Origin of the sequence: Wolbachia endosymbiont (group A) of Yponomeuta plumbellus (genome assembly GCF_947251575.1) — a bacterium.
GTDB classification, from domain to species: domain Bacteria; phylum Pseudomonadota; class Alphaproteobacteria; order Rickettsiales; family Anaplasmataceae; genus Wolbachia; species Wolbachia pipientis.
This window is the reverse complement of the sequence record NZ_OX366353.1, coordinates 1,246,226-1,262,534: the sequence shown is the minus strand read 5'-3', so window position 1 is coordinate 1,262,534 and position 16,309 is coordinate 1,246,226. Positions and strand designations below refer to the sequence as shown.

The window sequence follows — 16,309 nt, the reverse complement described above, 5'->3', positions numbered from 1 at the left end:
GTTGTAATTAAGGTTCTTAAGATGTATATTAATGAATCTTGTTTTCAATAAATAATGAAAGTAATAATTGTCATGATAATGTTATTGTGTAGCAGTTACACAATGGCAAGCGAGAGAATAAGTCTAGTGGATAAAAAACTATCTCAAGGATATGTAGCTCCAGTGCTTATAGAAAATAGCGTTATTTTATCAGACAAGCACGGCGCTTTATATTCCTTTGATATTGATAACTCAAAGGCTATGAATTGGAAATTACACCTCTCACATAGGAAAAAAATTGGTAACATGAGCCTATCACATTATGAAAAAAATGTTTTCTTTATAGTGGATAACACTTTACACGCAATAGGCGCAAAAACTGGCAAGATTGAGTGGGAAAAAGAATTGAGAGCTCCAGTAAGAGGAAAAGCAGCAGTAATAAATAATAAATTGGTAGTATTGACTATTGATAATTATCTGTACGTGTTTGATATAAAAGATGGCAGCTTCGTTTGGACTTATCAAAACGGCATCAATGAGGTTCGAGGTTTGTATTCCATATCGCCAGCAATTTCTAATGATAAAATAATAGCACCATTTTCAAATGGTGAGTTAATAGCTTTTAATGAAGACGGTAAAAAATTGTGGAGCCAAAAATTGGCTACAAACCTTTTGGATACACAGCTCACAGATGTAACTACTACACCGAGAGTGCTTGGCGATACTTTAATAGCTACAAATAATTCTTATATTTATAGCATTGACGTGAAATCAGGAAATATTTTATGGTCAAAGTCACTGCAAGTAAAAAGTGTATCAGACATTGAGTCATATTATAGTCCTCTTATTCCTGCAGAGAAACAAAAAGAAGGCGGCAGAATTTTTATAGTTACTAAAGACGATAAAATAATTGGCCTGGATATAAAAAATGGAGAAACAGTCTGGACATCTGATTTAATAGAAAATACGCAATTGTTTGCTCCAATTATGCATGCCCATACACTGTGGGTGACAAGCAATAAAGGTTCAATGTTTGCTTTTCCGGGATCTGAAAGTGCAGGAAAGGTAGTCAAAGTACCTGGTAATGTGTTTCACACTCCAGTGTTTACTCGCAATAAGATATATGTAACAACTGAGGGAAAAGGTGTTTATTCTTTAGAAAATAGGTTTGTTTTTTATGACTGATTATGATTTAATTGTTATAGGTGGTGGCCCAGGAGGCTATAAGTGTGCTATCGCTGCTGCAAAACTTGGATTGAAAGTTGCCTGTATAGATAAAAATAGCATTTTTGGTGGCACATGCCTCAGAGTTGGGTGCATACCCTCCAAAGCATTGCTCCATTCTTCCTATCAGTATGCTCACACGAAAAATGATCTGTCGAAGCTTGGCATAAAAATTAAGGACGCAAGTTTCGATTTAAAAGAAATGCTAGGCTATAAGGACGCCAGAGTTCAGGAACTTGGAAAAGGTATAGAATATCTGTTTAACCTTCACAAAATCACTAAAATCAATGGGCTTGCTTCTTTTGACCAAGGTAATCTTGAAGTTTCAGTTGAAGGTAAGGTGCTGAAGACAAAAAATATAGTAATTGCAACCGGTTCTGATGTTATTTCTTTGCCAGGAATTAATATCGATGAGAAAGACATTATTTCTTCCACCGGTGCACTATCTTTAACTGAAGTACCAAAAAAACTTGTCGTAATCGGAGCCGGGGCAATAGGGCTTGAAATGTCTTCTGTATGGAGAAGGCTAGGGTCTGAAGTCACTGTAGTAGAATTTTTTGACAGAATCGCTGCAGCAATGGATGGAGAATTAAGTAAGTCTCTACTTTCTAGTCTACAAAAACAAGGAATAAAATTTTTACTTAGCACTAAAGTCGAGGAGATAAAACAAAGTAGCAACTCTTTGAGTGTGAAAGTTTGCTCTGTAAAAGATAACCAAACAAACGTTATAGAGGCAGATAAGGTGCTGGTTGCAGCAGGACGCAAACCATGCACTGAGAATCTTGGTATTGATGAAAAAATAGAAAAAGATAATCGCGGTTTCGTTCAAGTTAACAACAGATATGAAACTAATGTAAAAGGAATATTTGCTATTGGTGATGTGATCGGTGGAGCAATGCTTGCTCATAAGGCAGAAGAAGAAGGAGTGGCAGTTGCAGAGATAATCGCTGGGCAAGTACCTCACGTTGATTATGAAATCATACCATCTGTCATTTACACTCACCCTGCGGTTTCTTCAATCGGTAAAACTGAAGAGGAGTTGAAAAGTGTTGGCCGTAAGTACAAAGTTGGTAAATGTCAATTTGCTGCAAACGGCAGAGCAAAAATCACTGATGATGCTGAAGGATTCGTGAAAGTGCTGACTTGTAGCAGAGCAGATACAATACTAGGTGTGCATATCATAGGAGCATACGCTGACACGCTAATAAACGAAGCAGCGGTTGCAATGGCATATGGCGCAGCAGCAGAGGATATATACAGAATTTGTCACTCTCATCCTGATATAAATGAAGCCTTTCGAGATGCGTGCATCGATGCTTTCTTTAAAAAATAATTGTGGACCTCGGTTCAATCATTGAAAAATGGTATGAGTGGCTGAGGTGCAACAGATCTTATTCACCAAATACTTTAGAGTCATACATGAGGGACTTGAAGGATCTTATAAGTTTCCTAAATACTCACATTGGCGGAGAAGTAAATGTTGGTACTCTGAAAAATTTAAGCATACCTGAGTTAAGAAGTTGGCTTACCTCTCGTTACGCAAGAGGTGTAAACGCAAGATCCAACACTCGAGCACTCTCAGTAATCAGAAATTTCTTCAAGTACATAAAAAATAACCACAATATAGACAATGAAGCTGTATTTTCCTTATCAAGGCCAATTCAGAGAAGAACTCTGCCCAAAGCATTATCAATACCTAATATAAAAACTTTATTGAAAGAAATGAAACTATCCGACCTGGGTGAACCTTGGGTGGTAAAAAGAGAAATTGCGATTATCGTCCTGCTATATGGTACAGGCTTAAGAATCAGTGAAGCGTTGAACCTTAGGGTTAGTGATATCAGTAGCGAAAACTTAATAATTACAGGTAAAGGAGATAAACAAAGGCAGGTATTCATTCTCCCCGTAGTAAAAAAATGTATACAAGAGTATATAAAAGCTTGCCCTTACCTTGATGAAGCACAACATCTTTTTTTGGGAGTAAGAGGAAAAAAATTGGGAAGAACTTATGTGGCCAATCGTTTGCAGAAAATAAGGAGAATGTTAAATTTACCAGAAATTTTATCTCCACATGCATTTCGCCATAGTTTTGCTACTCATTTGCTTCAGGAAGATATTGACATAAGATCAATACAACAACTGCTTGGTCACTCAAGCCTGGAAACTACTCAAATTTACACTCACCTCAATTATCAAGATGTTTTTAACATGTACAAAAATTTTCAGCAGGGCCTGGAGAAGAAATCAAAACTTTAACTTCGTTCTAAACCACCAAGCTGAGTGCTTTCAACATCACTAAGTATTGTGTTTGCTTTATATAAATTACAACATCCTAATAAAAAAAAGCCAGTGCAACTGCTGTAAAGAAAGCACTTATTATCCCTGGATAATCTTCTATTACTAAACATGCAACAACAGTATATACTCCGAGCAATATAAAACATGCAGAAGCGTAGTTGCTTAGTTTTCTACCAGAAGAAATTGCTTGCGAGGATTTTTCGTTTTTATTACTACGGAGCAGTCTATTTTCTGATGAAAGCCTATCTCTTTCTTCCCTTACTTGTTTCAAATCTCTTTTTAATTGTAAAATTTCGACAGTGTCGCTTGCTCTTCCATACACAATTCTATTAAGTCGAGTTACTTCACTATTTAGATCATTGATTTTTGTTTTTTGAGCCGATTTTTCCTGTCTTACTTGCCCTAAATCTCTTTCTAATAGTGAAATTTTGCTAGTTTTATTCGTTAGCTCTTGCTCTTTTTCTACAAGTTGAGCTTTTGTTCTTTCAAGCCCTTGTAAAAACTTCTCAAAATCTTCTGGTATATTATTCGTATTTGCAGGAAATTTTTCATTTAAATAATCTTTAATAGAGTTAACTGGATTATCAACACCCCCCAATGCAGCAGTAACAACTGCACGATTTATAAAACAATTATCTTCTACTAATTTTTTCACATCATCTAAATCTTTTCTATTAATAGTATCAGTTAATCGGCTCTGAATAGCTTGTTCAATTGTTTGCTTTAATTGTGCATACTGCTCGTAACTAAAATCTAGGTCTTTATGTTTTAAAAGTTTTGTCAATACTTCTTTTTCATCTTCTGTTATCGTTCGTAAACATAATCGAATAATTAAGCTAAGTGGTGTTTTTATTCTTCCATCTTGGGTTCTTCTCCAGCAATTAGGATGAAGCTCTTGATTCAATAGTCTTTTCGCTTGGCAAATATTTCCGCTAGAAAGAGCAGCTAATAATTCTTTTCCTTTCTGTGCTTTTTATATTTCTATTATCAAATGCCCAGCACGATTTTGTCTAGCACATTCCTCAGGATTTTGATGGTTTTTATTGGTTAGATAAGTGTTTATGTTTGGATGACTTAGTAAGAGTTGTAAAGTTTTCTTTTGTTGAAAGCACATTGCTAGATGCAAAACTGTATTGTTATTATTTTGTTCAGAAATATTAACATCTATGCTCCGGTGCAGTAGGAGCAACCTAATCATATTCTGATATTCTTTTTCTGTTTCAGAGCCTGCAGACAAATTAGTAACTATGGACATCAAAGGTGTCATGCCTTCTTTATCAAACGCATTAACATCCGCACCCTCTGCCAGAGCTTCTTTAAAATCTTCTAGGTTTCCATCATCAATAGCCTTAAATAGCTGTTTTGTTGATTCACTTAGCTGTCTTGAAGTTGTCGGATTTCGAGCTTGCGATGCCGTGTTATCACCACCTCCATAAGCTCCATAACATGCTACACCGTTTCTATAAGGCATACTAAACCCTCTTTATTAATGATTTACTAATATAATTATGTAAAAGAAAAGGAAAATTGCAAGCAATTTATCTAAAATCCTAGAATTAACTACGACTCCAAAAACTTTTCTGCATCAAGCGCAGCCATGCATCCTGTTCCTGCTGCAACTACTGCTTGACGATATACCTTATCTTGAACATCACCTGCAGCAAACACTCCTGCCCTACTAGTTAAAGTTGTTCCAGGTTTTGTAATGATGTAACCCTGCTCATCCATTTCAACAAAGCCTTTAAAAATACCCGTATTTGGTGCATGCCCGATTGCAATGAACACTCCATCCACTTTTAATTCTTGGGTTTCTGCTGATTTAATCGCAATACCAGCAACCCTTTTTGGATTTTCTTCTCCAAGAATCTGCTCTACGGTATGGTTCCACATTACTTTTATTTTATCATTTTTAAAGAGCCTATCTTGCATTACTTTTTCCGCTCTTAATTTATCACGCCTGTGTATTAATATCACTTCTTTGGCAAATCGAGTTAAAAATATTGCTTCTTCAACAGCAGTGTTTCCACCACCAATCACAGCTACAACTTTATTCCTAAAAAATGCACCATCGCAAGTCGCACAAGCTGAAACCCCATAACCCTGAAATTTCTTTTCACTTTCTAAACCAAGCCACTTCGCTTGCGCACCAGATGCAATGATAATTGCATCTGAATAGTAGTCATTGATATTACCAGAAGATCTAAACCTATACTCATTAGAATCCTCAAGTTGTTCAACGCTTTTTATCTCATCATCTATTATTTTTGCTCCAACCTTTTCTGCATGCAACCTCATTTGCTCCATTAGTTCTGGACCCTGTATTGAAACAAAACCAGGATAGTTTTCAACATCTGTAGTAATTGTAAGCTGACCACCAGGCTGCATTCCCGTTACTACAATTGGCTCTAAGTTTGCACGTGCTGCATATATAGCAGCAGCATAACCCGCTGCCCCAGATCCAATAATAAGAACTTTTGTACTAAATTTATAATTCTTCACTGTATGAGTTTAGATAATCAGCTACTCCTTCATCGCTTGCCTGCATTGCTGGCTTACCTTTTTTCCACCCTGCTGGACACACCTCACCATGCTCTTCATTATGTTTAATTGCATCAACGATTCTAACGAATTCATCGATATTACGCCCTAAAGGCAAATCATTTATCGATTGATGACGTACAATAAATTTATCATCAATAACGAAAGTTGCTCTCAGCGCAATTGAGTCATCATATAAGACCCCATAGTCTCTTGATATAGACTTTTTGATATCAGACACTAAAGTGTAGCTAATCTCTCCAATACCACCATCATTAACTGGAGTGTTTCGCCATTTATAATGTGAAAATTTTGAATCTACACTTATTCCTATCACTTCAACACCACGCTTTGCAAACTCATTTATTCTATTATTGAGCGATATCAATTCAGTTGGGCAAACAAAAGTAAAATCAAGTGGATAGAAAAAAAGGACAGCATACTTATTTTTTATGCGCTTACTCAGACAGAAATCATCAACAATTTCTCCGTCAGAGAGAACAGATGAAGCAGTAAAATCGATAGCAGATTTTGTTACAAGATTCATAATTAACCTATTCTTTTAAAATAACTTTAATTTTACATCTTGATAAACTTATATGCAAGTTTTCTTTGGTTTTAGTCCTATAAAAACTTCCTAAAATAGCTCTTCTTTTTTACCGATAAGATACAATCCAGGTTGGAATACTGAGTTGGTGAGTATAAAATTCTACGTCATACCGCCGCATACCGTCATACCGCGATTCATTCGCGGTATCTCTTAGCCGCTAACAAGCAGCGGGATGACGGTTGTCGTTTAGCTATAAATATTAAGAAATTTACCAAATAAAAAAAAGGCAAAAGAAGCCCCGTGGTTGGCTAATTACTTACATTATACTTTCAAGTATGGCGTTTTTTTTATTCTAAACGTTTAATAACCGCGATTCAGTTGCTTTTAAGCCGCAACTAATCTAAATTATAAACATTAAGAAATTTACTAAACAGAAAAAAAGGCAAAAGAAACCCTAGGGTAGCTAGTTATTCACTATCTATTTTTTAAGTTGGCGTTTTTTAATGTTTTAAATAGCGTATTTCAGCTTGTGTAGGTAAAAACCCAGAAATTTGATAAAGACATAGAGTGCACATAGTGCAAAAAATTAAACATGAGACGCCAGATACGTGAGTTTTTTGTCATTTAATCTGTACAGAGAAGATAAATAAATAGCTTCAGTTTCATGATAAGGGGGCTGGCGGAGTTTGTCAAGTGGTTTTTTAGCCACGTTTCCCTGTTATAATGTTCGTTTGCTTGACCTAAGATCCGGGAGTATTTAAACTGAACTCTATATAGTGTTAAAAATGATAGGAAATCTAAGCGGAATAGTTGATGAAGTGCGCAGTGATCACATAATCCTGAATGTGAATGATGTTGGCTATATGGTGTATCTTTCAGCCAAAACTTTAAGTGCTTGTGCAATTGGAAGTAGAATCAAATTACTTATCGAAACCTATGCAAATAACAGAGAAAACACTACTCAGCTATATGGTTTTATAAGCGAAGAAGAACAGCAGTGCTTGAGGTTGCTTGTCAAAGTAAGCGGCGTTAGCTATAAAACTGCAATGTCAATTTTGAGTAAATTAACTCCAGAACAGCTATTTTTGGCAATTATGAATGAGGATAAAGTAGCACTCAAGATGAGTGGACTTGGCCTGAAACTCATAAATCGAATCATCACTGAATTGAGTGGCAAAGTGAGTAAACTAGAAATAAATAACAATAACTTTAATCCAATTAATGAAGATGCCCTTTCAGCATTGATCAATCTTGGATATGAAAAAGTGAAAGCTTATGATACGATAAAGAAAATACAAGACAAATCGTCAAATCTGGACACTAAGGATATTATTCGCATAGCGCTTAAGGAGCTTTCAATACTATGAAATCAATATCGTGCGGTAAAGAATATACTGAAGATGTGCGCAATATCAACATCAGGCCTGAGCAACTTGATGATTTTGTCGGGCAAAAAGACTTAATACAAAATTTAAAAGTGTTTATAAACGCTGCACAGACGAGAACTGAAGCCTTAGATCACGTCTTATTATACGGTCCTCCAGGACTTGGCAAAACAACTTTAGCACAAATTGTCTCTAAAGAATTAAGGGTCAGCTTCCGCGCAACTTCTGGTCCATTGCTCAGTAAAGCTGGAGATTTGGCCGCAGTGCTTACCACTTTAAATGCAAAAGATGTCCTATTTATCGACGAAATCCATAGATTAAATCGCAGCATCGAAGAAGTTTTATATACTGCTATGGAAGATTTTTGCTTGGACATATTAGTAGGTGAAGGTCCATCTACTCGCACTTTAAGGATAGATCTACCACCATTTACGCTAATTGGAGCAACTACACGGCTTGGATTACTTTCTGCGCCACTCAGAGATCGTTTTGGCATTCCTTTGCATCTTGAGTTTTATTCTTTTGAGGAGCTAGTCGATATTATAAAAAGAGGCGCAAGAGTTCTTTCTGCTGAAATTGAAGAGGGTGCTGCACGGGAAATTGCCTGCCGTGCGCGCGGTACTCCAAGAATTGCTTTGAGGTTACTCAGAAGAATAAGGGATTTTGTTGAAGTGAAAGATGATAAAAAAATCACTTATGAAGTCGCTGATTCTGTATTACTAAAATTAGGTGTAGATAAAATGGGACTCAATAAACTTGATATGAATTATCTAAGATTTTTATTCAACACTTCAGGCCCTGTTGGAATTGACACCATATCTATTGCGCTATCCGAAGATGTTGGCAATATTGAAGAAACAGTAGAACCTTATTTAATCAAAATTAGTTTTGTAAAGCGCACACCAAGAGGGCGCGTTCTAACCGATCAAGCAAAGGAGTATTTGAGCTTTCAACATTAAACGTCATAATTTATATTGACTAATTGAGATAATGCTCGTATGTTGACATTTGTGTATTAAGGATAATGGAGGCATATATGTTAGATAGTAATGAAACTGTATCTTTGATTGTTGATCAAAATATTGCTGCTGGTAGCGTATCTGGGTCAATACCGAATAAGGATAAATGTAGGTACGTCACTCTTGATGATGAAGAAACATGGAAGAGGTTCTTTGTAGATCAGAACAACCCTTCTACGAATACTACTAATAAAGTAATAGTGAAACCTCATGTTCATAAGAATAGCGATGGTATGTATAGATATACTGCTGAGGAGACCAAATATCATGGTCGGGAAATTGTAGGCAAAGCTGCTAAACAAATTGAAGAAGAGATATCTAAAAATATTGATGCAAAGCTTATAAAATTAAGAGAAACTAAAAATATAGATAACAGTGTTAAGCCTGTCATAAGAATTGCGCTGAACGATTATATAAAAGAAGTAAACTTGCATGATATTCTAAGTGGTAATATGTGCAAAAAGTACGATGTAAAGACAGTTACGTTGCTACTACCTGACCAAAAAACAAGGGGGGTACGTTGCCAAATTGATAAGGATGGGGCAAGAATTTATGAAGTGGCTAATGGATCATATCAAATGGCTCTAAAGTGGTATGTTGATGGACAAGAATGCAAAATTAAAATCCTCATTAGTGATGATGGTACTATAAAGCCCATCGAGGGTAATGGCGTAACTGAAGAACAGTTACGTGCAAACCAAGAAGTAAAAGTGGGAAGGCAATATGAAGCAAAGCCTTTACATGAAGCATTAGCATCACAATTGCCACAAACACAATTACAACAAAGTTCTGAAGAAGTAAAATCTTGGAGCAACTTTCAACAGATGTAACAGAGAGCACAACACAAAAGCATCAAGCTCCTGCTGCTCAAATGAGTAAGTAAGAAAAAACAAAAGTAATAATTAGTATAAGTTGCTTGCACCTGCAAGTAACTTATACTCTTATAATGAGCAACATAATACTACCAAGAAATTTCTACGAGCGGCCGACCTTAACTGTAGCTGGAGAGTTATTGGGAAAAGTCCTTAAATTTTCTAACTTTAGTGGAGTAATAACCGAAGTTGAAGCCTATATAGGAATGAATGACCCAGCTTGTCACGCGGCAAGAGGCTATACTAATCGAACTTCAGTAATGTTTGGTATGCCGGGATTTTCGTACGTATATTTTATATATGGGATGTACTATTGTCTAAATATTGTAACAGAAGCAGAAGGATTCCCAGCAGCAGTGTTAATACGAGGATTAAAGCTCATTGAACCGCTTGAAGCAAATTTAGGTGGGCCAGGAATATTGTGTAAAAGATTAAATATTACAAAAGAACATAACAAACAGGACCTTACTATAAGCCACAAATTTTGTGTTTATGAATCTCACCTCAAACCAGATTATATTTGCACCCCGAGAATCGGAATTAGTAAAGGCCAAGAGAAATTTTGGCGGTTTAAGATCTGAGCTCCAGTGATCTTACGTAGATTATTTGCCAATCGGATAATCACCAGTGAAACAAGCATCACAATATTGTGGTGTAGCATTGTTACGCACCTCTCCTTTAACAGCCTGATATAGTCCATCAATACTCAAGAAGGCTAGGCTATCTACTCCTATAACTTCCTTAATTTCCTCTACAGATTTATTTGCAGCAATTAAATCTTTGCACTCTGGTGTATCTATTCCATAAAAACAAGAATGCTTAATTGGTGGGCTTGAAATTTTGAGGTGAATCTCTTTTACTCCTGCATCCTTTAGCATAACTATTATATTTGTTAACGTACTACCACGCACTATACTATCATCTATTAAAATTATGTTTTTACCTTTCAAAGTGTGCTTATTAGCATTGAATTTTAATTTTATTCTAACTTTACGTACTTCAGCGGTTGGTTGTATAAAAGTTCTTCCTATGTAATGATTACGAATTATTCCCAGTTCCATAGGTAATCCTGAATGCTTTGCATATCCAATAGCTGCAGGTATTCCAGAATCAGGTATTGGTACAACCATATCTACATTGTTTTTTGGTGGGCTCTCTTCTGCAAGTATTTTTCCTATTTCTTTTCTTATATCATATATGGACCTATTCTCCATTATGCTATCTGGTCTTGAAAAATAAACGTATTCAAAAATACAAAAACTTGATTTTTGCTGTGGGAAAGGAAATGCTGAAGCTAGATTACCATTTCGATCAATGGTGACTAACTCACCTGGTTCTATTTCTCTAACAAACTCTGCATTTACTATATCAAGAGCACAAGTTTCAGATGCAAGAACGTAAGAACCGTTTAACTTTCCTAAAACAAGAGGCCTGATTCCAGACGGATCACGTACTCCAATAACTACTTCTTGATTGATTGCCACAAAAGAATAAGCACCTTGTATTTGCTTTAATGCATATATAAAACTCTCTAAGAAGCTATCTTTTTCACCGCTTGCTGTCAGATGCACTACTACTTCTGTATCAATATCTGACTGAAAAACGCACTCTTGTTTAATTAATTGTTTGCGTATCGGAGAAATATTAATTAAATTACCATTATGTGCTATGGCAAAATCCCCAAATTTGCCACTTTTGCCAAACATGGGCTGCACTCCAAATTTACTACCACTTGTTGAGTATCGAACATGACCTATTGCACAATCTCCAGGTAAGGATTTCTTTATTTCATCTATATCATCAAATACGCTGCTCACTTGACCTTGAAAGTGATAAGAGTGCAGCTTATCGTTGTTACTGGTTGCTACGCCAAAAGACTCTTGACCTCTATGCTGCAAAGCGTGGAGAGCAAGTATAGAGTTAAAAGCAGCACTTTGGTTGCAACTTATGCCAAATACCCCACACTCCTCACGCATTTCATCTAGCATAAAAACTATTAAGTAAAGTTTAATTTTACTTTAGCATAGGTAAAATACAAGCATTTTGTTGTTCATCTGCTTTTATTGCCAGCAATAATCCTATGCATATCAAGCTTGCAGCAGTTGTACTTCCTCCATAGGAAAGAAATGGCAATGGGTCGCCTATCACAGGTAAGAGGCCCATTGTCATTCCGATGTTTATAAAAAAATGAGCGCTAAAAAAGGCGAAAATGCCGATAGATAACGACTTAGAAAAATAATTTTTCGACCTATAAGCGATAGAGAAAATTATGCCAAGTAATGAGGTATAAAGCAAAATTAAAGCCATGCTACCTAAAAAGCCCCACTCCTCACTCAGCACTGCAAAAGCAAAATCTGTACGCTTTTCCGGCAAAAATCCAAGTTGAGTTTGACTTCCGTTAACAAAGCCCTTACCAAGCAAACCTCCTGAACCAATAGCTATCTGAGATTGCTGCGCATTATAACCTATCCCAAGTGGATCCACTGATGAATCCAAAAACGACAATATCCTTTGCTTGTGATAAGGACGTAAAAAAGGCCAAATAGCCGGTACTGCAAAAATGCCAAGCGTTCCACATATTACCGAATGAGATCTTTTTATTATTGCTGTGAATATAATTGATATCCCTATAAATAACATTATCACAGCTGTGCCTAAATTAGGTTGCTTTAACACCAAGAACACGGGTAAGAAAATAATTATAAGTGCCTTAAGCAATATTTTAAATTCCATCATTTTATATACACTCTGCTTATCAAAATAGCGAGCAAGCGCAAGTATTAAGCCTACTTTTGCAAATTCTGATGGCTGCAAACTAATTGATCCAATTCTTATCCACCTTGTTGCACCCATTATGTGTGAGCCAAAAAAATTTACTGCTAATAGCGAAATCGCTGCTGCTATATAAAAAAAGTAGGCGTACTTCAAGTAAAAATCTAGCTCTATGAATGACATAGCTATAGCGAATAGGAAAAAGAAGGAGAATATGACCAGTTGGTGAATCGCAAATGGCACCCACTTTCCTCCAGCAGAAGAGTATTGAACAACAATGCCAACGCAAAACAGCGCTATCACGTTAATGACTAACAACCAATGAATCTTCTTCAGCCTATCCACAATAAAGACCTTATAACCTTAAAGTATAGTAAAATATGAAACAAAGATAAAAATCAAAAAACCAACTTCTCAACTACTAACCGAATTGAAGTACTATATATTCCAGTTACTACTGTTAAAGCTGCCATAAACAATAGACAAAAAAGCATAGGAAATGGCACATCATTAATTTTGTCCGGTGTCATTCCAGTGCGTGACGTTGCATCATTTTCAAAATACATTTTCTCTACCATCTTCCACATATATATCAATGCAAGGAAAGAGCCAGCAGCAAATGTTACAAGGGAAATCCACGCATGAGATTCGATAATTGCTTTCATTATATACCACTTGCTTATAAAGCCATTTGTTAAAGGCATACCGATTAATGCTAAACTGAATAGAGTGAACGCAAGTGCTGTATAAGGCATTGATTTCTTGAGTCCCGATAAATTCTCTATTTTTGTTGTATCAAATTTGTAAGAAATACATCCTGCAGCCATAAATAAAGATGTTTTTATTATGCTGTGGTTTACTATGTGAAGAATTGCTGCAAATACACCTGTTTTTGAGTTAAAACTCAGTGCTAAAATTATATAACCAATTTGGCTAATACTAGAGTGAGCAAGCAGTCTTTTTATGTCTTTTGCGGTTATTGCAAATATCGACCCAAATACAATAGCGCAAAGTGCGAGGATAATTATCACATTGTCCAGTAGCGGCTTAAACAAGAAAAAATTTTGATGAAAAACAGTATAAAAGATTCTGATGAAAACATATATCATCACTTTTGTCACTGTGCCTGAAAAGAATATGCTAATGAAACTTGGCGCCTCACTATATGCATTAACCAGCCACCTGCTTAATGGAAACAGTGCCATTTTGATTGAGAGACCAACAAAAATGAACAACGTGCCAAGTTTTATGATGTTGTTATCGTATAATGGAACTATTCTTTCAGCCATGTCAGACATATTGAGCGTTCCAGTCATTGAATACAAGAGCCCGATGCCAAATAAATAAAATGTTGCACCTATTGTTCCACTAATTAGACATTCAAATGCTGCAACCAAGGCTTTTTTATCCCTTCCCATTGAAACTAATACATAAGAAGAAAGAGATGAAATTTCCAAGAAAACGTAAAGGTTAAATATGTCGTTTGTTACTAGAATCCCGAGCAGTCCGCTTAAGCACAGTAGAAATAGAGAGTAAAAACCAGTGATTTTGTTTTTGCTAATCTCTTTTTCGTTAATATAAAAGCTATAAAGCACACTAATCAGCGCTATAAAATTCACTAGGGTTAGAATTAAGGAATTTAACACGTCGATTCTTAACTCTATTCCATACGGAGGAGCCCAATTTCCAAGGTGATAAGTTATAATTTCACCTTTATATGTTTTAATGAGTAGTATTGATGAAATGATAAGAGTGATTGTTGTTGCAATAAAAGAAATAAACCAAGATACCTTGTGTTTCTTGGCAAGAAAGCAAAACATTGATGCAATTATTGGGATAATAACTTGTAAGATTGGTAATTGCATTAAATTGTTGTTAATATATCGTTAAAGTATTAGTATATATAATACTTTTTGTTTTAATACCCTTATGTTATCTAAAATTTGTAATGCAATAAAACGCCTATTACGAAGAGAAGATAAATTTGTAGGAAGAGATGAAAATGGAAATTCTTACTATGAATCAAGTAAAGGAAAAAGGTGGGTTATGTATAGCAGTGTTTCTGAGCCTACAACAGTGCCTCCGGAATGGCATATATGGCTTCACTATACTGATAATGTAGTACCAGTTAATAATAAAAAAAGAAAAGTAAAACATACTCCTAATTTAACGGGTACAAAAGATGCATACTATCCAAACCAAAAAGTGAAAAATTACTATAAAAGCTGGAGTCCTGATAACTAAAGATGCGAAGGTCAAATATACTTGAAATAACCGCTGGATTATTTGTATTAATTTTTACTATTTTTCTGATTTTCTTTGCTATTGATAAGCTATCTTACATAAAGAAAAACTATAAGGATTGCTATAAAATATATGGTCTTTTTGCTAACGCTAACGGTATAGGAGTTGGTGATAGTGTCAAGATCTCTGGTGTAGATGTTGGAAGCATAACTGGTGTATCACTTGACAAAGCTACCTACGTAGCACGAATCGATATGTGTATAAGCAAAGACATAAAATTGCCAATTGATAGTTCAGCTCTGATCACTAGCAGTGGAGTTGTTGGCAGTAAATTTGTTAATATATCACCTGGATCAGATATTAAACTAATCTTGCATGGTGGTAAAATAGAGTATACTCAAGCTGAAGCAAACATGGGTGGAATAATGGACAGAATTCTTGGTATGTTTACGAAGTGAAAATGGCAGGATTCCAAGTGTACCCGTTCAGGTGAAGCCTCCTGTAGTTCTAAAGTATTTAAGGAGTTTACCTTATTTCTTGCCTTTTCTACCGCTTGCTTTGGGGTTTATAGTATAGAAAGTGCCTTAACAGTTGCAGTGCATGTCTATTAATGATAAAATGAAGATTAATTCATTTTGATATTATGATTGGTTTACTGTTTGCCGTACTATTGTTCCTCTGTGGTAGTGATGCACTTGCAAAACAGGAGCCACGTTCAATAGCTGGAGATAATCACATAAAGGTAATAAATTATAACCCACAGGCTATACATAAGTATACGGGTTTTTATGGTTATCAGTCCAGTATATTGTTTGAACCAGGGGAGATAATACAAAACCTTTCAATGGGTGATTCAACTGGTTGGCAACTTCTTCCTCAAGGTAACAGATTGTTTATTAAGCCCATAGATGATATTGCTGATACTAATGCAACTATAATTACCAATAAAAGAGTTTATTACTTTGAACTTCATGCTGAAGAAGCAACTGGACTAGATGATCCAAGATTAGCATATGAAGTAAGGTTTCTTTATCCACTATTTAGCAGTGATGAGATTTACACAACAAATAACGGTGATATCTTCGAACAAGCTAGTCATACCATTATTCCTGATATCAATGATATTGAAGTTGTAAAGAAGGGATTAAATTTTAATTATTCCATCTCGCACGTCAAAGGTAGTCAGTCAATAATACCAATTAAGGTTTTTGATGACGGAAAATTTACATATCTACAATTCAATAAAATAAACTCTGATTTTCCGGCAGTTTTTATGGTTGATTCTGCAGGATATGAGTCTTTAGTAAATTTCCGTACAGTTGATAACTACCTGATAATCGAAAGGGTAAGTTCAGTGTTTACCTTAAGGAATGGATCGAGTACAGTTTGCCTATTTAATGAAACCATACCTTTCAAAAAAGGGTAAAG

At 35.6% G+C, this 16,309-nt stretch carries 17 protein-coding genes; 10 read left to right on the top strand and 7 right to left on the bottom strand.

From position 1 onward, the window contains the following. Positions 1-54: 54 nt before the first annotated feature. The 3 genes from OPR39_RS06315 to OPR39_RS06305 are packed head-to-tail and all read left to right on the top strand — an operon-like array spanning position 55 to position 3,459. The gene (locus OPR39_RS06315; RefSeq protein ID WP_015589182.1) at positions 55-1,164 is read left to right on the top strand and encodes an outer membrane protein assembly factor BamB family protein; all 1,110 of its coding nucleotides are present in this window, start codon (positions 55-57) and stop codon (positions 1,162-1,164) included. Continuing rightward, positions 1,157-2,536 carry a dihydrolipoyl dehydrogenase gene (gene lpdA, locus OPR39_RS06310; RefSeq protein WP_015589183.1) on the top strand — a complete coding sequence of 460 codons (1,380 nt, stop codon included), beginning with the start codon at positions 1,157-1,159 and terminating at the stop codon, positions 2,534-2,536. The genes OPR39_RS06315 and lpdA overlap by 8 nt, the downstream gene beginning before the upstream one ends. Positions 2,537-2,538: 2 nt before the next feature. Next, positions 2,539-3,459: a tyrosine recombinase XerC gene (locus OPR39_RS06305; protein ID WP_015589184.1), complete on the top strand. Its 921-nt coding sequence runs from the start codon at positions 2,539-2,541 to the stop codon at positions 3,457-3,459. A 76-nt stretch (positions 3,460-3,535) separates the two neighbouring features. Here OPR39_RS06305 and OPR39_RS06300 read toward each other — a convergent pair whose 3' ends face one another. From OPR39_RS06300 to OPR39_RS06285, 4 genes are all read right to left on the bottom strand, one after another. Further along, positions 3,536-4,405: a coiled-coil domain-containing protein gene (locus tag OPR39_RS06300; protein ID WP_265039375.1), complete on the bottom strand. Its 870-nt coding sequence runs from the start codon at positions 4,403-4,405 to the stop codon at positions 3,536-3,538. Between the two features lie 69 nt (positions 4,406-4,474). After that, positions 4,475-4,972: an ankyrin repeat domain-containing protein gene (locus tag OPR39_RS06295; RefSeq protein WP_265039374.1), complete on the bottom strand. Its 498-nt coding sequence runs from the start codon at positions 4,970-4,972 to the stop codon at positions 4,475-4,477. An 89-nt stretch (positions 4,973-5,061) separates the two neighbouring features. Further along, positions 5,062-6,000, bottom strand: coding sequence for a thioredoxin-disulfide reductase (gene trxB, locus OPR39_RS06290; protein WP_015589186.1), 939 nt, complete (start codon positions 5,998-6,000; stop codon positions 5,062-5,064). Beyond that, the gene (locus tag OPR39_RS06285; protein ID WP_012673206.1) at positions 5,987-6,586 is read right to left on the bottom strand and encodes a peroxiredoxin; all 600 of its coding nucleotides are present in this window, start codon (positions 6,584-6,586) and stop codon (positions 5,987-5,989) included. Before OPR39_RS06285 ends, trxB begins: the two co-directional genes overlap by 14 nt. Positions 6,587-7,374: 788 nt before the next feature. Between OPR39_RS06285 and ruvA the strand changes: the two genes are divergently transcribed. The 4 genes from ruvA to OPR39_RS06265 all read left to right on the top strand — a co-directional run bounded on the left by ruvA (position 7,375) and on the right by OPR39_RS06265 (position 10,446). After that, the gene (ruvA, locus tag OPR39_RS06280; RefSeq protein ID WP_141456674.1) at positions 7,375-7,956 is read left to right on the top strand and encodes a Holliday junction branch migration protein RuvA; all 582 of its coding nucleotides are present in this window, start codon (positions 7,375-7,377) and stop codon (positions 7,954-7,956) included. Further along, on the top strand, positions 7,953-8,933 hold the full coding sequence (gene ruvB / locus OPR39_RS06275) for a Holliday junction branch migration DNA helicase RuvB (RefSeq protein WP_015589389.1): 981 nt from the start codon (positions 7,953-7,955) through the stop codon (positions 8,931-8,933). The genes ruvA and ruvB overlap by 4 nt, the downstream gene beginning before the upstream one ends. 77 nt (positions 8,934-9,010) lie before the next feature. Continuing rightward, positions 9,011-9,823 (top strand): hypothetical protein, encoded by an 813-nt coding sequence (locus OPR39_RS06270; protein WP_015589388.1) that lies wholly within the window; start codon positions 9,011-9,013, stop codon positions 9,821-9,823. A gap of 116 nt (positions 9,824-9,939) precedes the next feature. Beyond that, positions 9,940-10,446 (top strand): DNA-3-methyladenine glycosylase, encoded by a 507-nt coding sequence (locus OPR39_RS06265; RefSeq protein ID WP_141456676.1) that lies wholly within the window; start codon positions 9,940-9,942, stop codon positions 10,444-10,446. Positions 10,447-10,467: 21 nt separating this feature from the next. On the opposite strand, the gene purF is transcribed toward OPR39_RS06265, so the two are convergent. From purF to OPR39_RS06250, 3 genes are read right to left on the bottom strand one after another with little or no spacing between them, the layout of a single operon-like run. Beyond that, positions 10,468-11,853, bottom strand: a complete 1,386-nt coding sequence (purF, locus tag OPR39_RS06260) for an amidophosphoribosyltransferase (protein ID WP_015589386.1) — start codon at positions 11,851-11,853, stop codon at positions 10,468-10,470. Positions 11,854-11,878: 25 nt separating this feature from the next. Continuing rightward, on the bottom strand, positions 11,879-12,982 hold the full coding sequence (gene rodA, locus OPR39_RS06255) for a rod shape-determining protein RodA (protein WP_174516924.1): 1,104 nt from the start codon (positions 12,980-12,982) through the stop codon (positions 11,879-11,881). A gap of 53 nt (positions 12,983-13,035) precedes the next feature. Then, a complete protein-coding gene (locus OPR39_RS06250) occupies positions 13,036-14,502 on the bottom strand; it encodes a proton-conducting transporter transmembrane domain-containing protein (RefSeq protein WP_015589384.1) in 1,467 nt (488 codons plus the stop codon). 64 nt (positions 14,503-14,566) lie between these two features. Here OPR39_RS06250 and OPR39_RS06245 point away from each other — a divergent pair, with 64 nt between their 5' ends. The 3 genes from OPR39_RS06245 to virB9 all read left to right on the top strand — a co-directional run bounded on the left by OPR39_RS06245 (position 14,567) and on the right by virB9 (position 16,307). After that, positions 14,567-14,881, top strand: coding sequence for an NADH-ubiquinone oxidoreductase subunit NDUFA12 family protein (locus OPR39_RS06245; RefSeq protein WP_007548590.1), 315 nt, complete (start codon positions 14,567-14,569; stop codon positions 14,879-14,881). Between the two features lie 2 nt (positions 14,882-14,883). Further along, a complete protein-coding gene (gene mlaD / locus OPR39_RS06240) occupies positions 14,884-15,339 on the top strand; it encodes an outer membrane lipid asymmetry maintenance protein MlaD (RefSeq protein ID WP_007548591.1) in 456 nt (151 codons plus the stop codon). Between the two features lie 185 nt (positions 15,340-15,524). Further along, a complete protein-coding gene (gene virB9, locus OPR39_RS06235) occupies positions 15,525-16,307 on the top strand; it encodes a P-type conjugative transfer protein VirB9 (RefSeq protein ID WP_015589382.1) in 783 nt (260 codons plus the stop codon). Positions 16,308-16,309: the final 2 nt, after the last annotated feature.

What these genes read in the sequence shown, in the direction of transcription:
- OPR39_RS06265 (WP_141456676.1), top strand. Translation starts at nt 9,940, where the DNA reads ATGAGCAACATAATACTACCAAGAAATTTCTACGAGCGGCCGACCTTA.
- lpdA (WP_015589183.1), top strand. Translation starts at nt 1,157, where the DNA reads ATGACTGATTATGATTTAATTGTTATAGGTGGTGGCCCAGGAGGCTAT.
- OPR39_RS06250 (WP_015589384.1), bottom strand. Translation starts at nt 14,502, where the DNA reads ATGCAATTACCAATCTTACAAGTTATTATCCCAATAATTGCATCAATG.
- OPR39_RS06285 (WP_012673206.1), bottom strand. Translation starts at nt 6,586, where the DNA reads ATGAATCTTGTAACAAAATCTGCTATCGATTTTACTGCTTCATCTGTT.
- OPR39_RS06295 (WP_265039374.1), bottom strand. Translation starts at nt 4,972, where the DNA reads ATGCCTTATAGAAACGGTGTAGCATGTTATGGAGCTTATGGAGGTGGT.
- mlaD (WP_007548591.1), top strand. Translation starts at nt 14,884, where the DNA reads ATGCGAAGGTCAAATATACTTGAAATAACCGCTGGATTATTTGTATTA.
- OPR39_RS06245 (WP_007548590.1), top strand. Translation starts at nt 14,567, where the DNA reads ATGTTATCTAAAATTTGTAATGCAATAAAACGCCTATTACGAAGAGAA.
- virB9 (WP_015589382.1), top strand. Translation starts at nt 15,525, where the DNA reads ATGATTGGTTTACTGTTTGCCGTACTATTGTTCCTCTGTGGTAGTGAT.
- OPR39_RS06270 (WP_015589388.1), top strand. Translation starts at nt 9,011, where the DNA reads ATGTTAGATAGTAATGAAACTGTATCTTTGATTGTTGATCAAAATATT.
- ruvB (WP_015589389.1), top strand. Translation starts at nt 7,953, where the DNA reads ATGAAATCAATATCGTGCGGTAAAGAATATACTGAAGATGTGCGCAAT.
- ruvA (WP_141456674.1), top strand. Translation starts at nt 7,375, where the DNA reads ATGATAGGAAATCTAAGCGGAATAGTTGATGAAGTGCGCAGTGATCAC.
- purF (WP_015589386.1), bottom strand. Translation starts at nt 11,853, where the DNA reads ATGCTAGATGAAATGCGTGAGGAGTGTGGGGTATTTGGCATAAGTTGC.
- OPR39_RS06315 (WP_015589182.1), top strand. Translation starts at nt 55, where the DNA reads ATGAAAGTAATAATTGTCATGATAATGTTATTGTGTAGCAGTTACACA.